At 27.8% G+C, this 22,628-nt stretch carries 13 protein-coding genes and 1 tRNA gene; 4 read left to right on the forward strand and 10 right to left on the reverse strand.

Going from position 1 to position 22,628, the window contains the following annotated elements; genetic code table 11:
* Positions 1 to 514 precede the first annotated feature (514 nt).
* On the forward strand, positions 515 to 4,027 hold the full coding sequence (locus GYM73_RS03780) for an AAA domain-containing protein (RefSeq protein ID WP_220234188.1): 3,513 nt from the start codon (positions 515 to 517) through the stop codon (positions 4,025 to 4,027).
* A 236-nt stretch (positions 4,028 to 4,263) separates the two neighbouring features.
* On the opposite strand, the gene GYM73_RS03785 is transcribed toward GYM73_RS03780, so the two are convergent.
* From GYM73_RS03785 to tssD, 8 genes are all read right to left on the reverse strand, one after another.
* Positions 4,264 to 5,343 (reverse strand): PKD domain-containing protein, encoded by a 1,080-nt coding sequence (locus GYM73_RS03785; protein ID WP_220234189.1) that lies wholly within the window; start codon positions 5,341 to 5,343, stop codon positions 4,264 to 4,266.
* A gap of 679 nt (positions 5,344 to 6,022) precedes the next feature.
* Complete coding sequence (locus GYM73_RS03790; protein WP_220234190.1) at positions 6,023 to 6,829, reverse strand: hypothetical protein; 807 nt, start codon at positions 6,827 to 6,829, stop codon at positions 6,023 to 6,025.
* Between the two features lie 10 nt (positions 6,830 to 6,839).
* Positions 6,840 to 7,394, reverse strand: coding sequence for an imm11 family protein (locus GYM73_RS03795; RefSeq protein ID WP_220234191.1), 555 nt, complete (start codon positions 7,392 to 7,394; stop codon positions 6,840 to 6,842).
* A gap of 14 nt (positions 7,395 to 7,408) precedes the next feature.
* On the reverse strand, positions 7,409 to 7,954 hold the full coding sequence (locus tag GYM73_RS03800; protein WP_220234192.1) for an imm11 family protein: 546 nt from the start codon (positions 7,952 to 7,954) through the stop codon (positions 7,409 to 7,411).
* Positions 7,955 to 7,969: 15 nt separating this feature from the next.
* The gene (locus GYM73_RS03805) at positions 7,970 to 9,001 is read right to left on the reverse strand and encodes an AHH domain-containing protein (RefSeq protein ID WP_220234193.1); all 1,032 of its coding nucleotides are present in this window, start codon (positions 8,999 to 9,001) and stop codon (positions 7,970 to 7,972) included.
* Between the two features lies 1 nt (position 9,002).
* Positions 9,003 to 9,362: a DUF4280 domain-containing protein gene (locus tag GYM73_RS03810; protein ID WP_220234194.1), complete on the reverse strand. Its 360-nt coding sequence runs from the start codon at positions 9,360 to 9,362 to the stop codon at positions 9,003 to 9,005.
* Positions 9,363 to 9,375: 13 nt separating this feature from the next.
* Positions 9,376 to 11,319: a type VI secretion system Vgr family protein gene (locus tag GYM73_RS03815; protein WP_220234195.1), complete on the reverse strand. Its 1,944-nt coding sequence runs from the start codon at positions 11,317 to 11,319 to the stop codon at positions 9,376 to 9,378.
* 47 nt (positions 11,320 to 11,366) lie between these two features.
* Entirely contained in the window at positions 11,367 to 11,759 is a 393-nt protein-coding gene (gene tssD / locus GYM73_RS03820; protein ID WP_166003432.1) for a type VI secretion system tube protein TssD, read from the reverse strand.
* 953 nt (positions 11,760 to 12,712) lie between these two features.
* Between tssD and GYM73_RS03825 the strand changes: the two genes are divergently transcribed.
* A complete protein-coding gene (locus GYM73_RS03825; RefSeq protein ID WP_220234196.1) occupies positions 12,713 to 18,763 on the forward strand; it encodes an ATP-binding protein in 6,051 nt (2,016 codons plus the stop codon).
* A 452-nt stretch (positions 18,764 to 19,215) separates the two neighbouring features.
* On the opposite strand, the gene GYM73_RS03830 is transcribed toward GYM73_RS03825, so the two are convergent.
* Both GYM73_RS03830 and GYM73_RS03835 read right to left on the reverse strand, forming a co-directional pair.
* A tRNA-Ile gene (locus tag GYM73_RS03830) sits at positions 19,216 to 19,289 on the reverse strand.
* Between the two features lie 122 nt (positions 19,290 to 19,411).
* Positions 19,412 to 20,278: an RNA polymerase sigma factor RpoD/SigA gene (locus tag GYM73_RS03835; RefSeq protein WP_055425808.1), complete on the reverse strand. Its 867-nt coding sequence runs from the start codon at positions 20,276 to 20,278 to the stop codon at positions 19,412 to 19,414.
* Positions 20,279 to 20,456: 178 nt separating this feature from the next.
* Here GYM73_RS03835 and GYM73_RS03840 point away from each other — a divergent pair, with 178 nt between their 5' ends.
* Positions 20,457 to 21,401, forward strand: a complete 945-nt coding sequence (locus GYM73_RS03840) for a LysR substrate-binding domain-containing protein (RefSeq protein WP_255571024.1) — start codon at positions 20,457 to 20,459, stop codon at positions 21,399 to 21,401.
* 169 nt (positions 21,402 to 21,570) lie between these two features.
* Positions 21,571 to 22,623 carry an NAD(P)/FAD-dependent oxidoreductase gene (locus tag GYM73_RS03845; protein WP_220234197.1) on the forward strand — a complete coding sequence of 351 codons (1,053 nt, stop codon included), beginning with the start codon at positions 21,571 to 21,573 and terminating at the stop codon, positions 22,621 to 22,623.
* Positions 22,624 to 22,628 lie beyond the last annotated feature (5 nt).

Genomic DNA, 22,628 nt, shown 5'->3' on the forward strand with positions numbered 1-22,628 from the left:
TGATAAAATTTACATCACATGAAATTAAAAAGATAATAGATTTACCCAAATAAAAGATATTAAACAATCGGAACAATCAGATTTTAAAGATTTTAATATAACTGAAAAAAAATTATTTAGAAGACAACCGGCTGCAATTCCTGAATTATTTAATTATGATTGAGTTGAATATCAATCTTCTCTAATCGAAAGTTTTAAAAATTCTATGTTCGAACTTTTTGATTATAATATAGAAGACAACATTCAACGGTTTGTTCTTTGAATGAAGCGGCTAACCGATGGGTAAGTTGGAGTCGTGAAAGAGAAAGTCGCATTGAGCAAAAAATAGATACTATTATTTTTACTAATTAAATATATGTTTAAGCTAAGGAATGCATTTAATCATTAGATAAAAAATTGGTAAAACCAATCAATAATAAATGACCAGTAACGGATTTAAATAATAAGGATCATTGAATTAAATTAACGCTTCTTCATAAAAAAATTAAAACAGCAAAACAAAAAGGAACAATTTATGGACACAAGATCACAAAATTTTGCAAAATATTGGCGTAATTCTTTAGCTGATGCCACTTTTACAAAGGGAGGATTAAATAAAAAAGATACCGAATCAATGATATTTTGTTCTAAGGAATTTCTAACGTCAGGAAAATTAGATGAAAAAAAAACCAAAGAACTTTTTAAAAATGAATCATCAGATTGTAATGTTATTGAAATTATTCTAAGACCTATAGTTTATCATCAAATTACAGAACATTGTTTTGGTAAATTTAATGAAACTCCGGAATATCTTGTCCCTATATCAACCGCTGCTTTTTTGGCCAGAGACGGAAGATGTTATCCTAAAAGTGGCAGTACATTTATATCTCGAGATATACTGAAACCTTTAGTTAATGGTTCCTATGCAATTGGATCCATGTATGATTTAGATATTTATCTATCCACATATTCTATATCAGGTATTAATTATAATGAATTTGAAGATGGAGATTTAAAGTTAAGAGATGAAAAATATTTTGATGCTTGGAAAAAATATTGCAGCCATATCGAATTATTATTAAATACGGTGGCAAAAAAATGGGTTAAAGATAACAGATCTTATGAGCGTTTAGATCACAGTTATATAATAAAACAAGATCTTGTGAAAAATGCGGCAATACATATTTTTCCTTTATATGAACAATTACGAAACAGCTCTAAAAGTATTCCTTTATTTGAACGTTATGCTTCAATAACCTCTCCACCCCAACAACCATGTCTTGAAAGTAATAGTTTCTTTTCAAAACGGTTGGCCCATTCAAGTAATAGTTTTCCTTTAGCTCAAGCGCAACGCGATGCATTAAATCATTTATTAAATGCTGAAACTGGAGAAATTCTTGCGGTAAATGGGCCTCCGGGTACGGGTAAAACGACCCTATTACTTTCCGTAGTTGCTTCTTTGTGGGCAACGCGAGCATTGGAAGGATCTGAACCCCCCATTATTATTGCAGCTTCAACAAATAATCAAGCAGTAACTAACATAATTGATGCATTTGGAAAAGATTTTTCTAAAGGTGAAGGTCCTTTTTCAGGGAGATGGTTACCTAATATAGACAGTTTTGGCGCTTATTTTCCGGCTAAAAGTAAGTCTCTACAAGCTGAAAAGAATTTTCAAACTGAAAAATTTTTTAATCAAGTCGAGGACACAGAATATTTTAAAAAAGCGAAATATTTTTATATAGAATGTGCAGCAAAAGCATTTCAAAATCTTGAAAGTAAAAATACTACCATAGAAGATGTCGTTAAACGATTACATAAAGAAATTCAATGGAAAACAAAACAATTAAAATGCTTGGAAGAATCATGGAACGCTTTATATAATATACGTTTGCAAGTTCATCAAGAATTGGGTAATAACCCCTATGAAAAATTAGCACTCTATGAATATCAAGAAAAAATTTTGAACGAAAAGATAAAGTTATGGAGTAATATTCGATCTAAATGGGAACAATTTCAAGCTGAGGAAAATATATGGTATCAAGTTTTTTCGTGGATACCTTTTGTAGCTAATAAACGTATGCTTAAGGCTAAGATGTACCTTGCGGATGTATGGGATAAAGAAGATCAATTTCAATTCAAAACTCTTATTTCTATTTCAGAATATATTGAAAATAAAGAAGTTTCAGTAAGTAAGTCTATATTTGAAAATGAGCGGATTTTAGAAATTATAAAAAATTTGTTACAAAATTTAGAAACCTGTTTAGCGAAATGGAAAATTGCTTTAGCACCATTACATATTACAAAGAATTCTGAGAAAGTAACACTTAATCAAGCGGATATTGAAGCAGACACTAAAATACGATTTGATATTTTTTTGTTAACTACCCATTATTGGGAAGGGCGTTGGCTAATGGAAATGGAAGATTTACTGCCCAATTTAGAAAAATGGAATAAAAAAAACGCAGAATCTGCCATAATTAAACGATGGAATCTAAGGATGAAATTGACTCCTTGTGTAGTATCAACTTTCTATGTGCTTCCTAATCATTTTATTTATGCGGGAACAGGTTACGTGAAAGATTATTTATATAATTTAGCCGATTTATTAATTGTTGATGAAGCAGGTCAGGTATTACCGGAAGTTGCAGGAGCTTCATTTTCTCTCAGTAAAAAAGCTCTGGTAATTGGAGATACTCATCAAATTGAACCAATTTGGGCCGTTTCTCCAAAAGTGGATGTGGGTAATTTTTTGGAAGCTGAACTTCTGAATAGTGATAATGTAGAAGACGAATATGAAAAATTAACTGATTTAGGAAAAACGGCTTCATCAGGCAGTGTGATGAAGATTGCACAAAATGCATCCAGATATCGTTATGATCCTGATTTGGAACCGGGAATGTATTTATATGAGCATAGGCGTTGTTATAATGAAATTATTGGTTATTGTAATGAATTGGTATATAAAGGAAAGTTATTACCAAAACGCGGAATTTCACCTAAAGGATCACTTTTTCCGGCCTTAGGATATTTACATATTGACGGTATATGTCAAGATTCGGGATCAGGCAGTCGTTATAATTTATTGGAAGCTAGAGTTATTGCTAATTGGTTGATTGAAAATAAACAAAAGTTAGAACAAAAATATAATCAGCCCTTGAATGAAATTGTAGGGATTATCACACCATTTGGAGCTCAAGTTAACGAAATAAAACGGGCTATAAGAAATTCTAAAGCAAATGTAAATGTAGATAAAGGCGAAGATCATCTAACAATCGGTACGGTTCATTCTTTTCAAGGAGCCGAAAGAAAATTAATAATTTTCTCTGCCGTTTATTCTAAACATGTCGATGGTACTTTTATAGATAATGCGCCAAGTATGTTAAATGTTGCCGTATCGCGAGCAAAAGATAGCTTTTTGGTTTTTGGAGATATGGATATATACAATCCGCAGTTAAAAACGCCGAGAGGAATTTTAGCGCGTTATCTTTTTTCTTGTGAGAAAAATAGTCTATGTTTTGAATATTTAGAAAGAAAAGATTTATTAGAATCGGGAAGTGTTGGCTTTCAAGTTCTTATAAATTTAAATGAACACGACTCGTTTCTTAAAAATGTAATAAATAATGCTGTTAAAGAAATATATATAGTATCTCCTTGGTTTTCAATAAATGCCGTAAATAATAGCAATATATTGCCATTTATGGAATCAGTGATTCAAAAAAAAGGCATTAAAATATCAATTTATACAGATGATGAACTCAATTTATTAGGCGATAATGAAGAAAAAAAACAATTTCTTTTTAAATTAGTAAATATCGGTATAGATGTTTATTTTGTAACTAAGGTACATAGCAAAATTGTGATTAAAGATGAAGATTTGCTATGTATAGGTTCATTTAATTGGCTAAGTGCACAAAGAAAAGGAAATTATGTAAGACATGAAACATCTTTAGTTTATCAGGGAAAAAACAAGAAATTAATTGATGAAATTAACATTTTAAAAAATAGTATAATGGAAAGGAGTTCTTCATTCAATCAAACTTTAAATTAATTTAGTAGTAATATGAAAAAAAAATCGGTAGATAAATTATTTTTATTTTTCCAAATGATCGGATTAAAATTTTACTGATGAATATAAAAGTGCTAAAAAAATAAAACTTGGTAATTATTTTTTTTATTTAATCAATTAACTAAAAGTGTTTTTTTATATTAAAAAAATTAATAAGAATTAAAAATATAAAATTTAATATATATCATCTTTCATCTTTGGATGAATTAAAACTCGAATTACATTTTTCGAGTTTTTTTGATTTTGCATCTTAGTATGATAGATTCTATACAATTCTTTTTATTTTTTACGAGTCGTAGTGATTTAATTTTAATTTTTTTATTTTTAATTTTTTTACAAAACTCTGAAAATGTAATTATTTCATTATTATGAATTACCGGAAATTCATACTTATTACACGTATATTTTCCAAAGTCTTCCATGGTTTTCTTTTGTTTTGAAACATCCAGTAATAATAATTCGAATTGATTTTCAGAAATTGAGGGAGCTGAAGTATTTTCTGTTTTAGTTTTGCTCTTTTTAGAAGAACTTTCCATGGGTTGAAAGGGAATGGATTCTAAAAACTCTTCAAATGGATCTTTTTGAGTTTTACCCGGAGGTAATGTATATACAATCTTATTTTTATTTTTAAAATTTTCTTTGTACGTTTTATACATTTCTGCAGTTAATTTTTTAGGTATTACAATAATATCTTTACTTGCAATATGTGTCATATCCCCGTTGATCACCAAGGTCAATCTTTTTTTTCCGGGTAAGCTGTAGCTGTATACAGGATATTCCTTTGTAGAGTCCATTTGTCCTGATTCTCCAAAAGACCATTCCCATGAAAAAGCTTCTCCAATATATTCATAATAGATATCGAGGGGTTCATCTACTCTAACTACACTTGGAACAATAATTTTTGGAATTTTTAAGGAATCTGTGATCCTATCCCCTGGATTAATCTCAATTGTTTTTTGCAATTTACAAGTGCCATTAACGTGTAAGGTCACAATGTAAGTTCCGGGATTCTCATAGGTATGCACAGGATATTGATCCTTTTTTTTCTCAGTATAATCTCCAAAATCCCAAACCCAATTTTTGGCACCGGGAGTAAGATCTTTAAATTTAATAGATTCCCCAACTTGATTGTTTTCAGCTATTATTTCAAAATTAATTTGATTACATTCCTTATGCTTAGAATATTTATAGTATAAAAGTAAGAGACCAATTAAAATAGATGTTGAAAAAACTAAAAATATCCGTAAATCTACTTTATGTACATAATAAGTCAGAGTATTCCTTAATTTATAATTCATAGTAGTTAAAAAATAATAGTAAGTATTGCAGCGAACTAAGGTAAAATTAAATATATATATAAAATATAAATAAGTGTATTTAATAAATTATAAATATATATAATAAATTATTTTATGTCAAAAATAAAAATAAAAATTTAATATTATTTTTAACCCATGTTATTTTATAAATTAAAAATTTAACTAATTGGATAAGAAGAAGAGTAACTCGATTTAATCGCGCTAAAATATATAAAGCAAATGTACGGGATGTGAAATATAAATTTAATTTAGTTAAAATATAAAAAATATTAAATCGATTCTTCATTTTGTTTATAAATCTTAATCATCTTTACTATTTAAATTATAATTATAACTATATATTAAATCTATTTTATTATTTTAATAATTAAATTTAATTACTAACTAAAAATAGTGTTTAAATTGATTTCTTCTTTTATTGAATAGTGGCTACAGGTATGTGTAAATATTCCTACAATTTGTTTGTTCATCAATTTTATCCATCTCAATTATGTAAAATAAACTTTACGGAAATTATCTAAAAATAAATCAACATTTTTATCATACCCTGAATTTATTATCTAATAATGTTAAATCCATTGAGAACAACAATAATTATAAATAAATTAGTTTCCTGTTTAATTTAAGTTAAATTGTTCATAATGTGTAAAACCTTATATTAATCAAATAAAAAAGAGCCGGATGGTTTATTATTTTCTTTTTCATTTGAATCATCAAAATAAATATTGTTTTTTTTAGCATATTCTTTCCAAATTTCTTTTTCTTTTATTATCCATTCTTCCTTAGTATATTTTTTTCCTTCATAAATTTTATAGTTATTTTTTTCATTATAAGATTTGCTGACTTCTTTATCAATTTTATTTGAATCGATCTTCACTTCGCCGGTGTGTATACCTCTAAGGAGCATTTCTTTAGGTGAAAAAAATACTTCTTGTCCATATTTCCACTCATCAATCATTTCTTCTTGACAATATTCATTTAGAAAACAAACGCCATTTCCTATTTTTATCATAGGCTTTGTTTGATAGATATCTAACCCTATGCCGTATTCCCCCCATTCTTCAAAATAGGCGGGTGCTTGTTTATCATATTCATTTTCATCATAATCGTGATCGATTTCATTTGGATCTCCATCAACTAATTTAACTAATTCTGGAATAAATTTATATCCGGTTTCTTTCCATAAATAAATACCTTTCATAGTGTTAGATGGTAAAGCTTCCCTTTCTTTTTTATTGGTTGGCGTATAAAATTCGGCATCAAGTATTTCAATAACGCATTGTAATTTTTTTCCAATGTAGTTTTGAATAGGTATGCCGCGTCGTTCTTTAACAATGTAAGACTTTCCCGATTCGGATATGGCAATAATCTGATGGGCAAATATTTTACCGTCTTTTTCTAAAGTAGGAATAGCTTTTTTAATAGTGAGGGCTAAGGTATTATATACGAGGGATTCGATACTCATTTTTTAATAATTAAATATCACTGGTTACATATTCGGCATCAGTTAAATGCAATCCTTTTAACTGATTCAAATAGAATAATTCAATTATTTGTTCGGTTATTAATACCGTATAGGGTAATTCAGGGATTCGAAATATGGGACAAGTTATTTTTTGTGGATCAATACAGAGAAAATCATATTCCATAATCTGACCGCCGGGTAGGGCAGTGTATTCTGAATTTTCTTTATCCAAGCAATCGGTAGTATGAATGATATTAAGCAAATAATAATCGCTGTCGTCACTACGTAGTTTTAAAATTTCCACCGTTTCATCTAATAATGGTAAAAGGAGTTCATAAACACGTTGGTTAACAATATAGACATCTATATCCATGATATCATAAAAATCCATATCAATTTTAGGTTCTTTTTTTAAAACCATGAATTCTTCCCATTCTCCCTTTACAGATAGGAAATTTGTAATTTTTTCTTCGGCAAGGAGCAAAAATTTATCTTGCTCCTCTTGTAAAGGAAATTCTAATTGGGTTGCGTTATTTCCATCAATACTTAGTTCATAAATTATCATAAATTTATTATACTTTAATTAAACATTCCCTCATATTCTTCAATATTTATAAATTCAACACCGGTTGGATTTAACTTTTTTATCTCGTCAATTACTGATTTATGATATAAATAAATTCCTGGGTCTTCTAATAATCTCCATCCCAGACGTTTATTTAACGGTATTTTTTTTAAAACTTCTCTATCTAAGACATATTCATTAATATAGTACATATCGCATTCTTCATCGTATTCGTAATCAGATTTTTCTTTATCTAAGGCTTCGTAGGTATTATCATCAACGTATATGCAGTAATAATCTTCAATATAGCCACCTTTTTGGTCTGACAATTCTATAGGAACAATACGCACTCCTTCCATATTCATAGCCAACATTACATCTGCTATTTTTTTAGTAACAAAATCTTTAGCACCTGTTAAATAATCGGCTAATATAGGACGACGAGGCAAAGGATCTCCCAATTGAGCCTCGATAATTTCTTTACTTTGATCTAAGAGATCAATCATTGGGTATGTTTGATCTTCTTTACTTTTCATAAAATAATATTCAAAATCTTTCATATTTTATTTTTTATCTTATTTAAATCCTTGAAATTTTTCTATTTTTTCTTTTTCTTTGTAAAAATTATAGGTAGTGGGATTCCGATAATGATTTTTCATGATTGTACCAGCAGTACAAGTAAAATCAGCTTTTTCCAAATAATTACATGCTTTTTCTGAAGAATAAAGTACACCCCAAAATTTTTTAGTAGAAGACTCTTCAAAACTCTGCACGCCCTTTAATCTTTTTTTTAAAAATTCTTTTTTTTTAGGCAAACGATCAAATCCACAACAACCAATATTTCCCTTTGAATAACTAAAACCGTCTGAGGTTATAGTCCATTTAAAATCCCTTACTTTTCTAAAAATAAACATGCTAAATCTATCCATAGTAATGATAAATTTCTTGGATGTTTCTATAAAATTATTTTCTACTTTAGGTTTATTATCTTCATTTTCACCACATACTAATTTTATCATATATTTTTCACAAACTTTATTTACTAAATCTTTGACATGTTTTTCATAATTTAATTTAACTAATTCATCTTCTGGATTAAAGACAGGAAAAAGAGGTATTATTTCTTTTTTAATTAATTTTTCATCGATTTTATCATTAGGATTTTTTTCTCTACTAATAATAAACGTAGCTTCATGACCACCTTTATGTAAAGGTACCCCAAAAGTACAGGCAACTTCCATTATCGAAGGTAATAAAACTCCATTATTTCGATGATTAATATTGTAACCTAGCATATAAACTAAACCTTGATATCTTTCATTTTTACTTAATGAATCAGTTGTAATCAAATGATGAGCCTCCATACCATTACGGTTTTTTTTAGATTTTTTTTTTGTAGGATCTGGATAATAGAAGGGATGATTTTCAAATTTACCCCCATAAAATTTATTTTTTCCATTTGTTCTTTTTATAATATGATTTCCTAAATCCACCCCATTTCCTTTAAAAACTCCTGGAGGTATTATATCACGTTTATGATTATCATCATCTAAACTATGACCACACTTAGGACAATTTAATGGTTCTTTTAATTTATTACTGCTCATACTATTGACCTGTTTTTTTTATAGTTATTTTTCCGAATCCTCTTGGACAAATAAGAAAGGAGCTTCCAATAACAACTTCTTTACCTTTAATCGTTTTTTTTGAATACGTACCTTTCCACGGTCCGTTTGGTACAAATGTGCAAAGACACCCCGGAGGAGGCACGGCTTTGTAAGGTTTACAAGTACCAAATGTTGCAACCGGGGGTATCAAATTGGCATTAGTACAATCATATTCTGTGGCTGCACATTTGTTTTTTATCAATACGGTATTATTAGAAGTTACATTTAATTTAGCTGATACATCTCCCATAGAGCATTTTATAGTTGCTCCATCTACAACAAATTCATCATTTTTTCCCATAATTGTAATGATTTTAATTTTCTTTTATTTTTGAACCTTTGATCACGGCTTTGCTTTTACCTTCTACAAAAGCTTCTTTACTGGTCATCATGGTTTTCTTTTTACCGTTAATTTCTATATTATTATCTGACATCATTTGCACTTTTTTCTTCGCCTGTATATGAGCATTTCCTTGTGCATTTAGTTTCATGGATGAACTATTTCCGGAAAATAAATCAAGATTTTTTCCACCTTTTGCTGAAAGGCACTTTCCTGCAATAAACTGGGTATCTTTAGCAGAGGATAGTACAGATGTTCCGGCAGAAAATAAAGTAGTAGTCAAACCGGATTCCCCGGTAATCGTTGCTCCTGCGCTGAAGTTTATAGCTCGTTTTGCTAAAATATTGATATCGGTTGCCACTAAATTTATTGTGGAATTGGCCGAAACATTGATTGAGTTAGTAGCAGTATCAATCTCAAATATATTATTTTCTTTATCAAATATTTGTATTCTCTCTTTATCATCGGTATCGTCTACTTTTATGGTATTTCCTGATCGGGTTTTAAAAACTTTTAAATAGTTTTTGGGAGTATGTACCCCGCTCATTTGCTTACCGTTATAAAGAGATCCGGTAACAATAGGCATTTCGGCATTATTGCCTCGAAATGATATTTGTACTTCATGTCCGATTTCCGGGATTACATGAAATCCTTGTTCATTCCCCCCATGTCCTTGTAATAAGCGGATCCAAGGGGTTGTTTCATTATTGTATTTTTGCCAATAAAAACGAACTTTTATACGGTTTTGTTTCAAAGGATCATTGTTGTCTACCACCACCGCACTCTGATCTTCCGCCTGTGGATAAGCATGGATGTCCCAATAGGGAGCAACTTGCTGTTCTATAGGGATACCTGTAAATTGATTATTATATCCTTTGGCAGTATAAATATGGTCAATTTGAGTAATTAAATAACTTTCAATGGGAGTACCCGAATTTATTTGTTGCCCATATTCAGGAATATGTGCTAACATTTTGGCTATATCTCCCAAACGTAGCCGGGCATGGGTAGTATTGGCGGTCACCAGTACCAGATTTTCCAATGATTTTTGATGTGCTGTCAGTTTTTGTTCCAGGATTAGACTTTGCTCTTCCGATAAAGTATCATAATATACCGATGTAGGTATTTTCGTATAAACTTTATGTGCTTCATTTACGGCTTTTTCCTGTAAGAGATTTACATAAGAACTAGCCGATTTGCTTTGCTCGGATTGTACTTCTGCAGTTTGAGGATTGTAATTTTCATATATTAAATGCTGAGGAGCTACTCCTACTTCTATATTGTATTCCAAATAATCTCTTCCTTCTTTCAATTCAATCTTTTTTTGATTGCCACGACCGAAAACAAGTTGTGATCCATTCCAGAATAAATATTCTCCGTAACGTTTAGCCAGCCTTTGAATAAATTCATAAAGGGTTTCGTTGTAACTGATAGTATAAGGGATTATTTCCGTTTTATTGGGTTGGCAAATAAAATCTATTTTGGAGCCGGTATATTCTTTGAAAGCTTCCTGTAAAATGTCTTTAAGTGTTTTATTATGATACGTACGACAGGCTTTTTGACTATCAAGAAGTGCACTGTAGGATTTTCCGCTTATAACGATAAAAGGATATTTATTATTTTTTCGATAATTTACATGAGTTATAAATCCTGAAAAAATACTCTCATTTGCACCTTTTCTTCGAAATTGTATGGTTATCTCTTTTCCTAAAAGTTTAATTGAATTTTTAAGAGGATAAGTAATTTTATCGCTAAAAGCTTCACTGGGGCAATGTAACTCAAAAGTTGTATGCTCCAGCATCGATTGATGTATATGAATGGTAAGACCATGCTTTTTGGATATTTCTGTACCGTTAATAGTAACTAAGGCAAAAGTTGAGTTAGATTCTCCGTATCCGCTTCGATGATAAGTCGTCATTAATTTATGGTTTTGTAATTAACTATGATTTTATATAAAATAAAAATTTACATTGTCCAATCGTTTTGATATTCCAAGTGATTAAATGCAAGGGAACGGGCTACCAAGGTAAAAGTGATACGCATGGGCTGATTATCATCAGCATTAAATTTTTCCTTAAATTTTATACAATACGCTTTTTTGAAATTTACTTCCATTAATTTACTTATGGCATCTCTACGAAAAAAAGTAATTGTACCATCTTTTTCTTTATCAGGCGCTATTATCCATTCTAAAAGTCCTGTATTACCACGGCTTTCAATGGTTAATTTAATTTTACCGCCGGTTACTTCTCCTGAAGGTTTAGTAGTAGAATCGGTTGGTTTTTTAAAGTCGTAATCGCACTTTAAAACGGTATACGTTTCACCGTCGAGAGTTAATTTTGCTAAAAATGAAGACATACTAAATGAATTATGATTTACTAATTTATCTGCAAATTAGTTATTTTTTTTCAATAATAATATCAAATATGATAAAATTTATGTTTTAAAATATATTATATATGTATTTGTATGACATTACGGTCTAAAATAGTAATTCGTTTAATATTATATTTATTTGTGATGAATGTGATTAATTCATTGTAAATAAAAGCTTAACTGTCTTTTAATAAATATAAAATCTTTAAATAATTTTTAAAAAAATAAAATAATTTTTATGATTAATATCAGTTATTGTTTATTAATTATTTAAAGTATAATACTATATGTTTTAAGTAATACAAAAGATATAAAAAATAATTTAGGTTTGAAAGGTGAATATAATATATTATAAATTACTAAAGAATGTGTTTTTGATATCTTTCAATAAAATAAAATATTAGTTTATTTATTATATTCTTTATTTAACCTTATAAAATATATATATTTTTAATATGTAGATAATCTAATTAATCAAAATGAATCTTATAATGGAAATCTCACTTCAGATGATTATACATCAATAAAATTATTTAATTTCAAACATGAAGAATTACCTTAATTTATTGATTCATATTTCCTGAAATTTCATTTGCTTAATTAATTGGCTTTGGAATTATTAAATAATTTACATTTTTGAGACAATTAATCCTATCAATAGTTTTTGGGTAGATAAGATTTATTTATAGTTTATAAATTCAATCTAACTTATTAAAATGTTATTTTTATTTATACAGAAGTACCCTGTTTGTAATGGTATCTCTATAAAGAAATATTATTTAAAATTTATAGTTGTCCACCATACGTAGGGATTTGTTTACTCACTTATATTTTAAAATTTTTAATAAAATATTTTTTTACAACTATCGCAAATTAATATAAATATATAAAGATATAAATACTAATTTTGTTAGTTTTACTAATTTATATACTGTATGACAAAGCTATCAGGAGAAGAGTATGCAATAAAAGGTTACAACAAGCAATATGAAGTTTGCGCAATAGAAATATACGAAGAATTGCTGAATAATAATTTAGAATGGGTTGAGTTTGCAAGTGCTAATGCTGGAAAGTTGGATGATGTATTAATAGGATGCAAAAAATATATAAAAGCATTTCAAGTTAAAGACATAGATGCAAGTATAACTTATACTAAATTAATAACCCCATCAAAAAAACATGGAAAAAGTATACTTGAAGGCTGTTTTGAAGGATGGAAAAACTTGAAAAATCAATATAATAAAGAAATAATTGGAAAATATATTTCAAATGAAAAACCATCTTCACATGATAAAATATCTTTATTTAAAGATTCTAAGAAACCCTCTTTTTCAGATTTCATTATTAAATTTTGGGAGTATTTAAAAAAGAACCCAATTGAAAGTTTAGATAATGCCTGGATGCCTATTTTTGATAATTTAGTAGAAATTTGTAAAGCTGAAAATAAAGAATTTATAGATTTTATAAAATCATTAAATTTTGTATTAGATAATGTATACAATGTTCAAGAACAAATCTATGATTATAATGGGTATCAAAGGAGAAAAGACATAGATAAAATATCAAAAAATATTTTCAAAATCATTGGAACAAAGGGAAGAGTAAAATTTGATAGAAAAAAATTACTTACTGAATTTGATTTATTGCAAAGATATGAAACCTACTTTCAGCATTCTTTTTTTGTTGATGAAGAGCATTATCAGCCAATAAACGAAACTATTCAAGATTTGGAAAATACTATAAATAAGAATAACAATGGATATATTGCTATAATTGGTAATGCTGGTTCAGGAAAATCAACTTTATTAACAAAATGGATAAATGAGAAGAATGATAGAGTCCTAAAATACTATGCTTATATAAACAAAGAAATGGATAATGATTTTGGATATAGAGGCGAAGCAAGTTTATTCTTAAAAGATTTATTAATTCAAATACGAGAAAATGAGTTTTCCCCACAAAAAGAATTGCCTGCAGATAGTATAGAGGAACTTCAAAAACAACTTTCAAATGAATTGAAAAGACTTGAATTTGATGACAGAAAAACCTATATCATTGTTGATGGATTAGACCATATTGAGAGAGAGCAAAAGGTTAATAAAAGTCTAATTGAAATATTACCAAGTCCAGAAAATATTCCGAATAATGTATATTTTATATTAGGAAGTAGAACTATACAAAACTTAGAAAATTTACCTGAGAAAATTAAACACTATTTGAAAAAAAAAGATTCAATAGTAACTATTAAAACACTGACTATTGAGCAAATAAAAAAAATTACAGAATCTTATAATATTTTATTAGATGAAAATCAATTAAATGAACTTAAAGAGAATACATTAGGTCATCCTTTATTCTTAAGATATACCATCGAAGAGCTTATTAAAATTTCTGAAGATAATTATACTCATTTTATATCACTAAAAAATTTTTCTGGAAATATCCATGATGAGTATGAAATTTTTTGGAATAAAAATAAACTACAAACAAACTTTATTGATATTCTTGGAATAATTTCTAGATTTAGATACACATATATTGATATAAATTTATTATATAATTTTAAAACAGACAGAATTACATTACACAAGATAAAAAGCTTATCAGAGCATTATTTTTATAAAAATGGAAATATTTGGCAGTTCTTTCATAATAGCTTTAAAGAGTTTTTAAAAGAAAAAACAGCGGAAGATTTTTTTTCAGAAGAATATAAAGAATCTATTCATCTCAACTATCATAAAAGAATATATGATGTAATAAAAGATATAAATTCTGATTACAAATGGAATATCTTATATCATTTGTATCATGCAAAAGAATACGAAAAACTGGCAAAAATTGCCAATCAATCTTTTTTTAGGACACAATGGTTTGAGTTTAGGAATTATAAAAACATATTAGAAGATATTAAGCTTTCTGCTAAATCAAGTTATTTTACTAATAATACCATAACTTTAGTTGATTCTTTCTTTTCCTTATTTGAAATAAGTCAAAGAGCAAATAATTTTAACATATGTGAATATTATAATGCATTTCTTCAATTAGGAAAAATTGACATAGCAAATTCTTTCATTTTCAACAATTTTGAACTTTTAGCCCCTAAAACTAAAGTTCTAGATTATGCCATAGCATTATATAAAATAGGAAATATTGAATTATCTCAAACTCTATTAAAAAAAGCTAAACCTCATTATATTTTAAACATATCTAAAGAAGCCTCACCATATCGCTATAATACAAATGAAAATAGTGAAATAGATGAAGTTGAATTAATTGTAAAATGGGCAGTTTTGTCTTGTTTATTTAATCCTATTACTGAAGTTATTGATTGTATAAAAGTTGTTAAAATAATTGAAAATGAGTATGTTGAAGGAGGTAAAAGAGACATATTAGTAGAAACTGTAGAACAATTACAGGAACTTCTTTATGAGCTAAATAATTCAAAAAAACTAATAGAACTTTATGAAATACTAATCAAAATAGAAGGTTTTGACTTATTTTATTTTTATTTTAATACTGTATTTGAATTAGAGAATGATAATGAGCTATTCAAATTAAGTTTGAATAAATTAAGTAAATGGGAAAATACAAATAGTAATCCTAAAAATAGGCGATTAGCTTTAATTGAAGCTTTAATTAATAAAAACATTGAAAAAAGTTCAATGTATTTTGCAAAACTTAAAACATTAGCTGAAATTAATGAGGATAAAAGTTATCATGTAGATGATATTAGAGAACATTTATCATATATATATGATTATTCAAGGCTTTTCTATATCACTAGTAAAGATTTTTCAATTGAAACAACTTCATTTATTCCCAAAACTAAAAAAACTATAGTATCTGCATTCTATAATGAATTTGCTGAACTAGGTAAATGTTATGCCTACTTTTATTATAATTACCAAGAAGCTTCAAAAGGATTTATCTTTAGAATTAGTCAAATATTGAGATACTTCCATAACCATGTTAGAGACTCTCAATATGAATATAGTATTCATAAAAACAAAATATATTTATTAAAGATTATCCTAAGGAATAGTTCAAGAATTTCTAAGGATTTCTTCAAAGAATTATTAAAAATAATTTCTACTGAATGGTATAAAAACAATAGATTTTGGAAGATCGATGAGAAGCAAGAGGTTATTGAGTTTGTACTAAATTTAGGATTAAATAATGATTGGTGCCTTAATGAAATAAATATATTAAATAAAGATATATTTGAAAGTGGTGACAGTTATTCTAAGATAGAAAGAGGAATAAAACAAATAGAATTATTCTGTAGGCTCAATAAAATTCAAAGTGGTAATGAAATTCTAAAAAAAATAATGGAATCATCTTTATGTATCAAATATGAAGATGATCACCAGTTAAATTATCTTTTGGATTGGTATACAAATAATGAAAAGTTGGAATTAAGCTCAATTGAATATATAATAAAATCTTTAAAATCAATTAGATTTAGTACAAATCATGCTAATGAACACCCTGCTGAAAAAATGTTAAAAATCTTAAATAATTATGGAAATGGATATGAATTTTTTAAATATTTCTTATTTGAAGATCATATTAATTTTTGTTCAAGTTTAGAAATTTCTTTAAACTATTTCTTAAAAAAGCTCCCTAATTATAAATTTCTGATAACAAAAATTTTTACAAGAATACTTTTAAATTTTGACAATAGCTATTCTCCAAGATTAGATTTTATAAAAGAAATTTTTGATGAAAATACAGAAGAAAATTTTGTGAAATTTCTTGTAAAGGAAATAAAAATCTATGCTGTATTTGAACATAGAAATTATTATTTATTTGAAATTCAGAATCATTGTATAACAAAGGATATAAACTTAGATAATATTGGATTGAATGAAACTATAATCATAAAAAATAATCATTCATCAATTGATGAAAATTCTAATTTAAGTTTAAAAGATGGGACTTCAATTACACTAAATGATGTTTTGCAAAGAATTAAAAATTTTGATGATATTATAAATTTAATAGAAAATGAAGTTTCAAATAGTTATTTTCAATGGTCACAAGTGATTAGTAAACTATTATCTTCCTTAACCTTAAAACAAATAGATTGTTTATTACAAAAAAAATCTTTTGACAGTGTTGAATTAACTAATATAGCAAAAGCAGTCTTTGATTTTTATGGAGATATAGAATTTTCAAGAAAACTAATATACAAAGCATTAGATAAATCAAAAATTTCAGGTTGGATTCCTCATTATGATGGTGGTAGTAAACTAAAACCTTTTAAATTATTAAAAGAGATTGATAAATCTTCAGGTCATATTGCTTTTAAAAGTTTTACAGAAGATATTGAGGTTGCAAGTTATGGAGATGGGATATTAGATAAATTAGATGATGTATTGAAGATTATTGATAATGATTTTAGTTATAAAAAATATTTTCCATATGTAAAAGAATATACAACTAAATTATTGGAGATCAATTACAAAGACATTATAATTCCAAACCTTCAAGGAAATTTAGAAGATAAAAATTTTCTTACTGATGTTATCATATTTTTAATGGGGTTTCCTTCTCATTTTGATCAAATACTTATTGAAATATTAACAGAAGAATTAGAAAATTGCCAAAATATTGTAGAAGATGTTCTTATCTTATTAAAAGAAAGAAAATTAGATTTTCAATTTATCAGTCTTTTGTCAATGATTAGTCTAATCAATGAAGAATTCACAAATAAATTTATGGGTGATATTTTATCATTTTTTAACCATTCCAGATTAGATATTCATATCATAGCTAGTAGAATTCTTGATAGGTTAAAGATAGATTATGAATATATTTATATACCTTTTAAGGGTTCTATTCCTTTTACTTATACAATGAATTTTGAATATAAACCAGAATTGGTGCTATCTACTGAAGAAAGAATGAAAAGATTGGATAAAACAGGATATTTAAGAGCTACAAGTGATCCTTTAGAATACTGTCATTTATACAAAAATGAAATTAAGTATATTTCTAGAGATTCAGGTTTTAATATGGTAAATATAGCTCATAGAATAATGCAATTAGGAGAAAATGATTTTGTACAGCCTGATTGGTACAAGGGATTATCAGAAAAAGAAATTAGAGATATTTATGAGCATAAATTTGATTTGAAAATTTCATTTAGAAGACCTCAATATCAGAAAGTATGGAAAGGTATGATGATGGTTTTAAAGGAACTTTTAGATTTAGGAAAAATAAGTTCTGGACTAGCATATTTTATAGCCAATAGTTTTGATGAATCTACTTTTAAAATACAAATAGAACCCAAGCCAAATTTTATTTCACCTATCCTTAAAAAGGATGATTACGTCCCTTATGCAGAAGAAGGGTGGGTTTACAAAATAGATGACGAATATCTAAACATTAATCTAAAGTTTAATACTTTTGAAAACCTTTTTATTATAGCAGAACATACTTCTATAGAGGGACAAGGGGATGGATATACTTCAGAAATTAGACAATCATTTGTTGACACACAGGAATTTAAAGAAAATATTAATAATGAACTGATTTTTAATTCATCTACAAAAGAACAAATTTCAGATTACCCTTTTATAGAAATACAATCTCTTTGTTTCTATAACTGGTCATTAGTAGCTTTCAACAAAAAGATAAATTGGATAGCTTTCAATCCAATACTTGCAAAAGATATGGGGCTAAGGTTAAGTGAAAATGGAAATTTTAGGTGGATGGATGAAAATAATAATGTTGTAATTGAATCTATATTTTGGAAAAATAATGATGAATCTAATAGAAGCAGAAATTTACATTCTGAAACTGGATATGGATGGTATATTATAATTACCCAAGAAGGATTAGATAAGCTAAAAAAAATTGGTATAAATAATTTATATCAACATAAGAAAATTAGTAGATCAATGAGTTATTATCAGAGAAAATATAATTATGACTATAGTGAAAATAATGATGTTGTTCAAATTAGTAATATCAATTTGTAAACTAATCATATTATAAATGAACTAATCAATTTTTATTTTAAAAACCTGACTTTAACTGTTTTAATAAAAAAACATAATTATTTATTTGTATAATAGACTATCTTTTATGGATAAAATTATTTTATAAATTTTATTTGTTTAATTTTAGTTTTTATTATTCCAATATTTTGGATATAGATAAAACTTATCGAAAAAAACTTCTCTTTTATCTATATTTTATGGTCCAAAAGAATTATATCTTAAATATTTGCATCAATCTTATCAAAATCAAATAGAGTGTAGTAAATTTATATTAAACATATGAATTTTTATTAAGTAGAGTATAACTTCCTATGAAAATTTAAGTTTAAATAATTGGATTAGGTAAATTGAATTAATTGAAGTATTAATTATATGAATAAATAATAAAACAAAAAAATCCTTACAACTTTGTAAGGATTTTAATTTTAAAGTGGTCCCACTTGGGCTCGAACCAAGGACCCTCTGATTATGAGTCAGATGCTCTAACCAACTGAGCTATGGGACCGTTGCTGCTTTGCGTTTGCAAATATAGTTATTTAATTTATTACTGCAAATTTTAAATACAAAAAATAAAGGCTATTTAAACAATAAATAGCCTTTGTACTTTAGTATCAGGTAAATAAAAAATTATTTTCCTAAATAAGATTTTAAAATTTTACTTCTACTGGTATGTTTTAATCGGCGAATAGCTTTTTCTTTTATTTGTCTAACCCTTTCACGAGTCAGGTCAAAAGTTTCACCAATTTCTTCTAAGGTCATCGGATGTTGACCGCTTAAACCGAAATATAAACGGATTAAATCGGCTTCTCTTTGAGTTAAGGTAGAAAGAGATCTTTCAATTTCAATCTGAAGAGATTCCAACATCAATTCTTTATCAGGACTTGGAGATTCACCCGAACGTAAAACGTCGTATAAATTAGAATCTTCCCCTTCCACTAAAGGAGCATCCATAGATAAGTGGCGACCTGAATTTTTCATGGATTCTTTAATATCGTCCTCACTCATGTCCAATACCTCACTTAATTCGGCAGCAGAGGGAGCCCTTTCATGTTCTTGTTCAAGATGGGCATATGCTTTATTAATCTTATTAATAGAACCGATTTTGTTTAAGGGCAGACGTACAATTCTGGATTGTTCTGCTAATGCTTGAAGTATGGATTGACGAATCCACCAAACAGCATAAGAAATGAATTTGAAACCTCGGGTTTCATCAAAGCGTTTAGCCGCTTTAATTAATCCTAAATTTCCTTCATTAATTAAGTCAGGTAAACTAAGTCCTTGATTTTGGTATTGTTTAGCCACAGAAACAACAAACCTCAGGTTTGCTTTAGTTAATTTTTCCAAAGCCACCCTGTCACCCGCTTTAATACGCTGTGCCAAATCAACTTCTTCATCAGCAGTAATTAGATCCACTTTTCCAATTTCTTGTAAATACTTGTCAAGAGAGGCTGTTTCTCTGTTCGTTACCTGCTTAGTAATCTTTAATTGTCTCATTTAATAGTAACTCTTTTTATCTTAAACAAAAGTAGATGAACTGTTTACTCACCTACAAATTATACTTACTTATTATATATACGAAAATTACTTGTAAAAGGTTACAATACCTGCATTAATTTGTGAATATTTCGAATAATCTTGTTAAATTGCAAAGAATAATTAAACATTATCTTAAATGATAACCTTAATTCAACTGCAATATGTATTAACTGTTGCCGAATATAAAAATTTTACGATAGCAGCAGAAAAAGCTTTCGTAAGTCAGCCTACCTTAAGTATGCAGATACAAAAGCTTGAAAAAACGTTACGAGTTGAGCTTTTCGACAGAACAACTAATCCTATAAAAATAACTCCTATAGGAAAGAAAATTGTAGAACAGGCCAAAATAATTTTATCTGAATCCAATAAATTATCACAAATTGTAGAAGAAGATAAAAAAAGTATGAACGGAACGGTTGTCATTGGTATTATACCAACAATAACCCCCACCTTAGTGCCAATTTTCTATAAAACTTTCAGGAGTAAATACCCGGAATCCGACTTGGTTATTAAAGAAATGAAAACTGAGGATATTTTAAAAGGCATCAAAGAAGGCTATTTGGATTTTGGAATTGCAAGTACACCTTTACATGACAATCAAATTATTGAAAAGCCAATTTACAAAGAGCCATTAGTAGCTTACGTTTCTCCGCAAGATGCTAAAATGTATAAAGAAACAATTTTAGATGTAGATAAATTAGACTTTAATTATCTTTTAATGTTGGAAGAAGGTCATTGCTTCCGAGATGTAGTGTTGGATCTTTGCAAGCACAGAGAAGCCATTAATTCTAATATAAAATTAGAAGGAGGAAGTTTTACTACATTGATTAACTTGGTTAATGAAGGATTTGGATTTACCATTTTACCTTTATTAGAATCAGAAAATTTATCGGAAGAAGAAAAGAAAAATATCAGATATTTTTCATCTTCACCCTCCCGGGAAATATCATTAATTTATTCAACCAATCAAATTAGAACGACTTTTGCAGAGAAATTTGTGGATTTAATTAAAAGTATTTTAAGAGGGAAATTGTTTTTAGAAGATAAAATAGAACATAAGCCCCAATTAAAAGTAATTTAATATTTATTAGGAAATAAGTTATCTGTAAGTTTCAGCATTATTTAAAAATGTTTTTATCATTTAGAAGATAAGAAAATTAAAAATATAAAACTTATTTTCCTTAAGAAAAATAGATTTTAAATAAACCTTTTATACATTGTTATTATATAAAAATATTTAGAAAAAAATTATGATTGAAACAGATATTTTGATAATAGGAGCGGGTCCTACAGGACTTTTTGCTGTATTTGAAGCGGGATTATTAAAATTAAGATGTCATATTATTGATGCGCTTCCAAACATTGGAGGGCAATTAACAGAACTCTATCCTAAAAAACCGATCTTTGATATTCCGGGGTATCCTTCCATTCAGGCAGGTGAATTAGTTAAAAATTTACGCGAACAAATCAAGCAATTTCAACCCGGGTTTACTCTCAATGAAACAGCTAAAACCATTGATAAACAAGCAGACGGAACTTTTATTGTTACTACAGATAAAGGTACCCGGCATCATGCTAAAGCTGTGGCGATTGCAGCCGGATTAGGGAGTTTTGAACCTAGAAAACCTTTGATAGATAATATTGCCGATTATGAAGAAAAAGGAGTTGAATACTTTGTAAAAGATCCCGAAAAATATAAGAATAAAAAAATAGTAATTGCAGGAGGAGGAGATTCGGCGTTGGATTGGACCATTGTTTTAGCAGATATCGCTAAAGAAGTTACATTAGTACATCGTAGAAATGAATTTAGGGGCGCTCTGGATTCCGTTGAGAAAGTTCAATCATTAAAAAATCAAGGAAAAGTAAATTTAATCACTCCTGCCGAAATTGTAGGAATCAAGGGGAACGGTAAGGTAGAATCCTTAGTAATTGAAAAGGAAGGGCAAACCTTTGATAAAGAAGTGGATTATTTTATTCCTTTATTTGGCCTTATTCCTAAATTGGGACCTATTGCCGATTGGGGATTGGAAATTGAAAAAAATGCTATCAAGGTAAATAATGCGTTGGATTACCAAACCAATATTGAAGGGATTTATGCCATTGGAGATATTAATATATATCCGGGAAAATTAAAATTAATTCTTTGCGGTTTTCACGAGGCCACCTTGATGTGTCAAAGTATTTACAGTAAAATATATCCCGACAGAAAGTATGTTTTAAAATATACTACCGTTGGAGGTGTACAAGGATTTGACGGAACAGTAAAAGAAGCAGAAAAACCGGTTGTTAAATCAATTCAATAATTTTA

The organism is Apibacter sp. ESL0432 (assembly GCF_019469225.1).
Lineage (GTDB): Bacteria > Bacteroidota > Bacteroidia > Flavobacteriales > Weeksellaceae > Apibacter.

Bases quoted from the DNA above. Each gene is read 5' to 3' on its own strand.
- GYM73_RS03810 (WP_220234194.1), bottom strand. From the start codon at position 9,362: ATGGGAAAAAATGATGAATTTGTTGTAGATGGAGCAACTATAAAATGC.
- GYM73_RS03805 (WP_220234193.1), bottom strand. From the start codon at position 9,001: ATGAGCAGTAATAAATTAAAAGAACCATTAAATTGTCCTAAGTGTGGT.
- GYM73_RS03825 (WP_220234196.1), top strand. From the start codon at position 12,713: ATGACAAAGCTATCAGGAGAAGAGTATGCAATAAAAGGTTACAACAAG.
- GYM73_RS03790 (WP_220234190.1), bottom strand. From the start codon at position 6,829: ATGAGTATCGAATCCCTCGTATATAATACCTTAGCCCTCACTATTAAA.
- GYM73_RS03840 (WP_255571024.1), top strand. From the start codon at position 20,457: ATGATAACCTTAATTCAACTGCAATATGTATTAACTGTTGCCGAATAT.
- GYM73_RS03785 (WP_220234189.1), bottom strand. From the start codon at position 5,343: ATGAATTATAAATTAAGGAATACTCTGACTTATTATGTACATAAAGTA.
- GYM73_RS03845 (WP_220234197.1), top strand. From the start codon at position 21,571: ATGATTGAAACAGATATTTTGATAATAGGAGCGGGTCCTACAGGACTT.
- GYM73_RS03780 (WP_220234188.1), top strand. From the start codon at position 515: ATGGACACAAGATCACAAAATTTTGCAAAATATTGGCGTAATTCTTTA.
- GYM73_RS03835 (WP_055425808.1), bottom strand. From the start codon at position 20,278: ATGAGACAATTAAAGATTACTAAGCAGGTAACGAACAGAGAAACAGCC.
- tssD (WP_166003432.1), bottom strand. From the start codon at position 11,759: ATGTCTTCATTTTTAGCAAAATTAACTCTCGACGGTGAAACGTATACC.
- GYM73_RS03795 (WP_220234191.1), bottom strand. From the start codon at position 7,394: ATGATAATTTATGAACTAAGTATTGATGGAAATAACGCAACCCAATTA.
- GYM73_RS03815 (WP_220234195.1), bottom strand. From the start codon at position 11,319: ATGACGACTTATCATCGAAGCGGATACGGAGAATCTAACTCAACTTTT.
- GYM73_RS03800 (WP_220234192.1), bottom strand. From the start codon at position 7,954: ATGAAAGATTTTGAATATTATTTTATGAAAAGTAAAGAAGATCAAACA.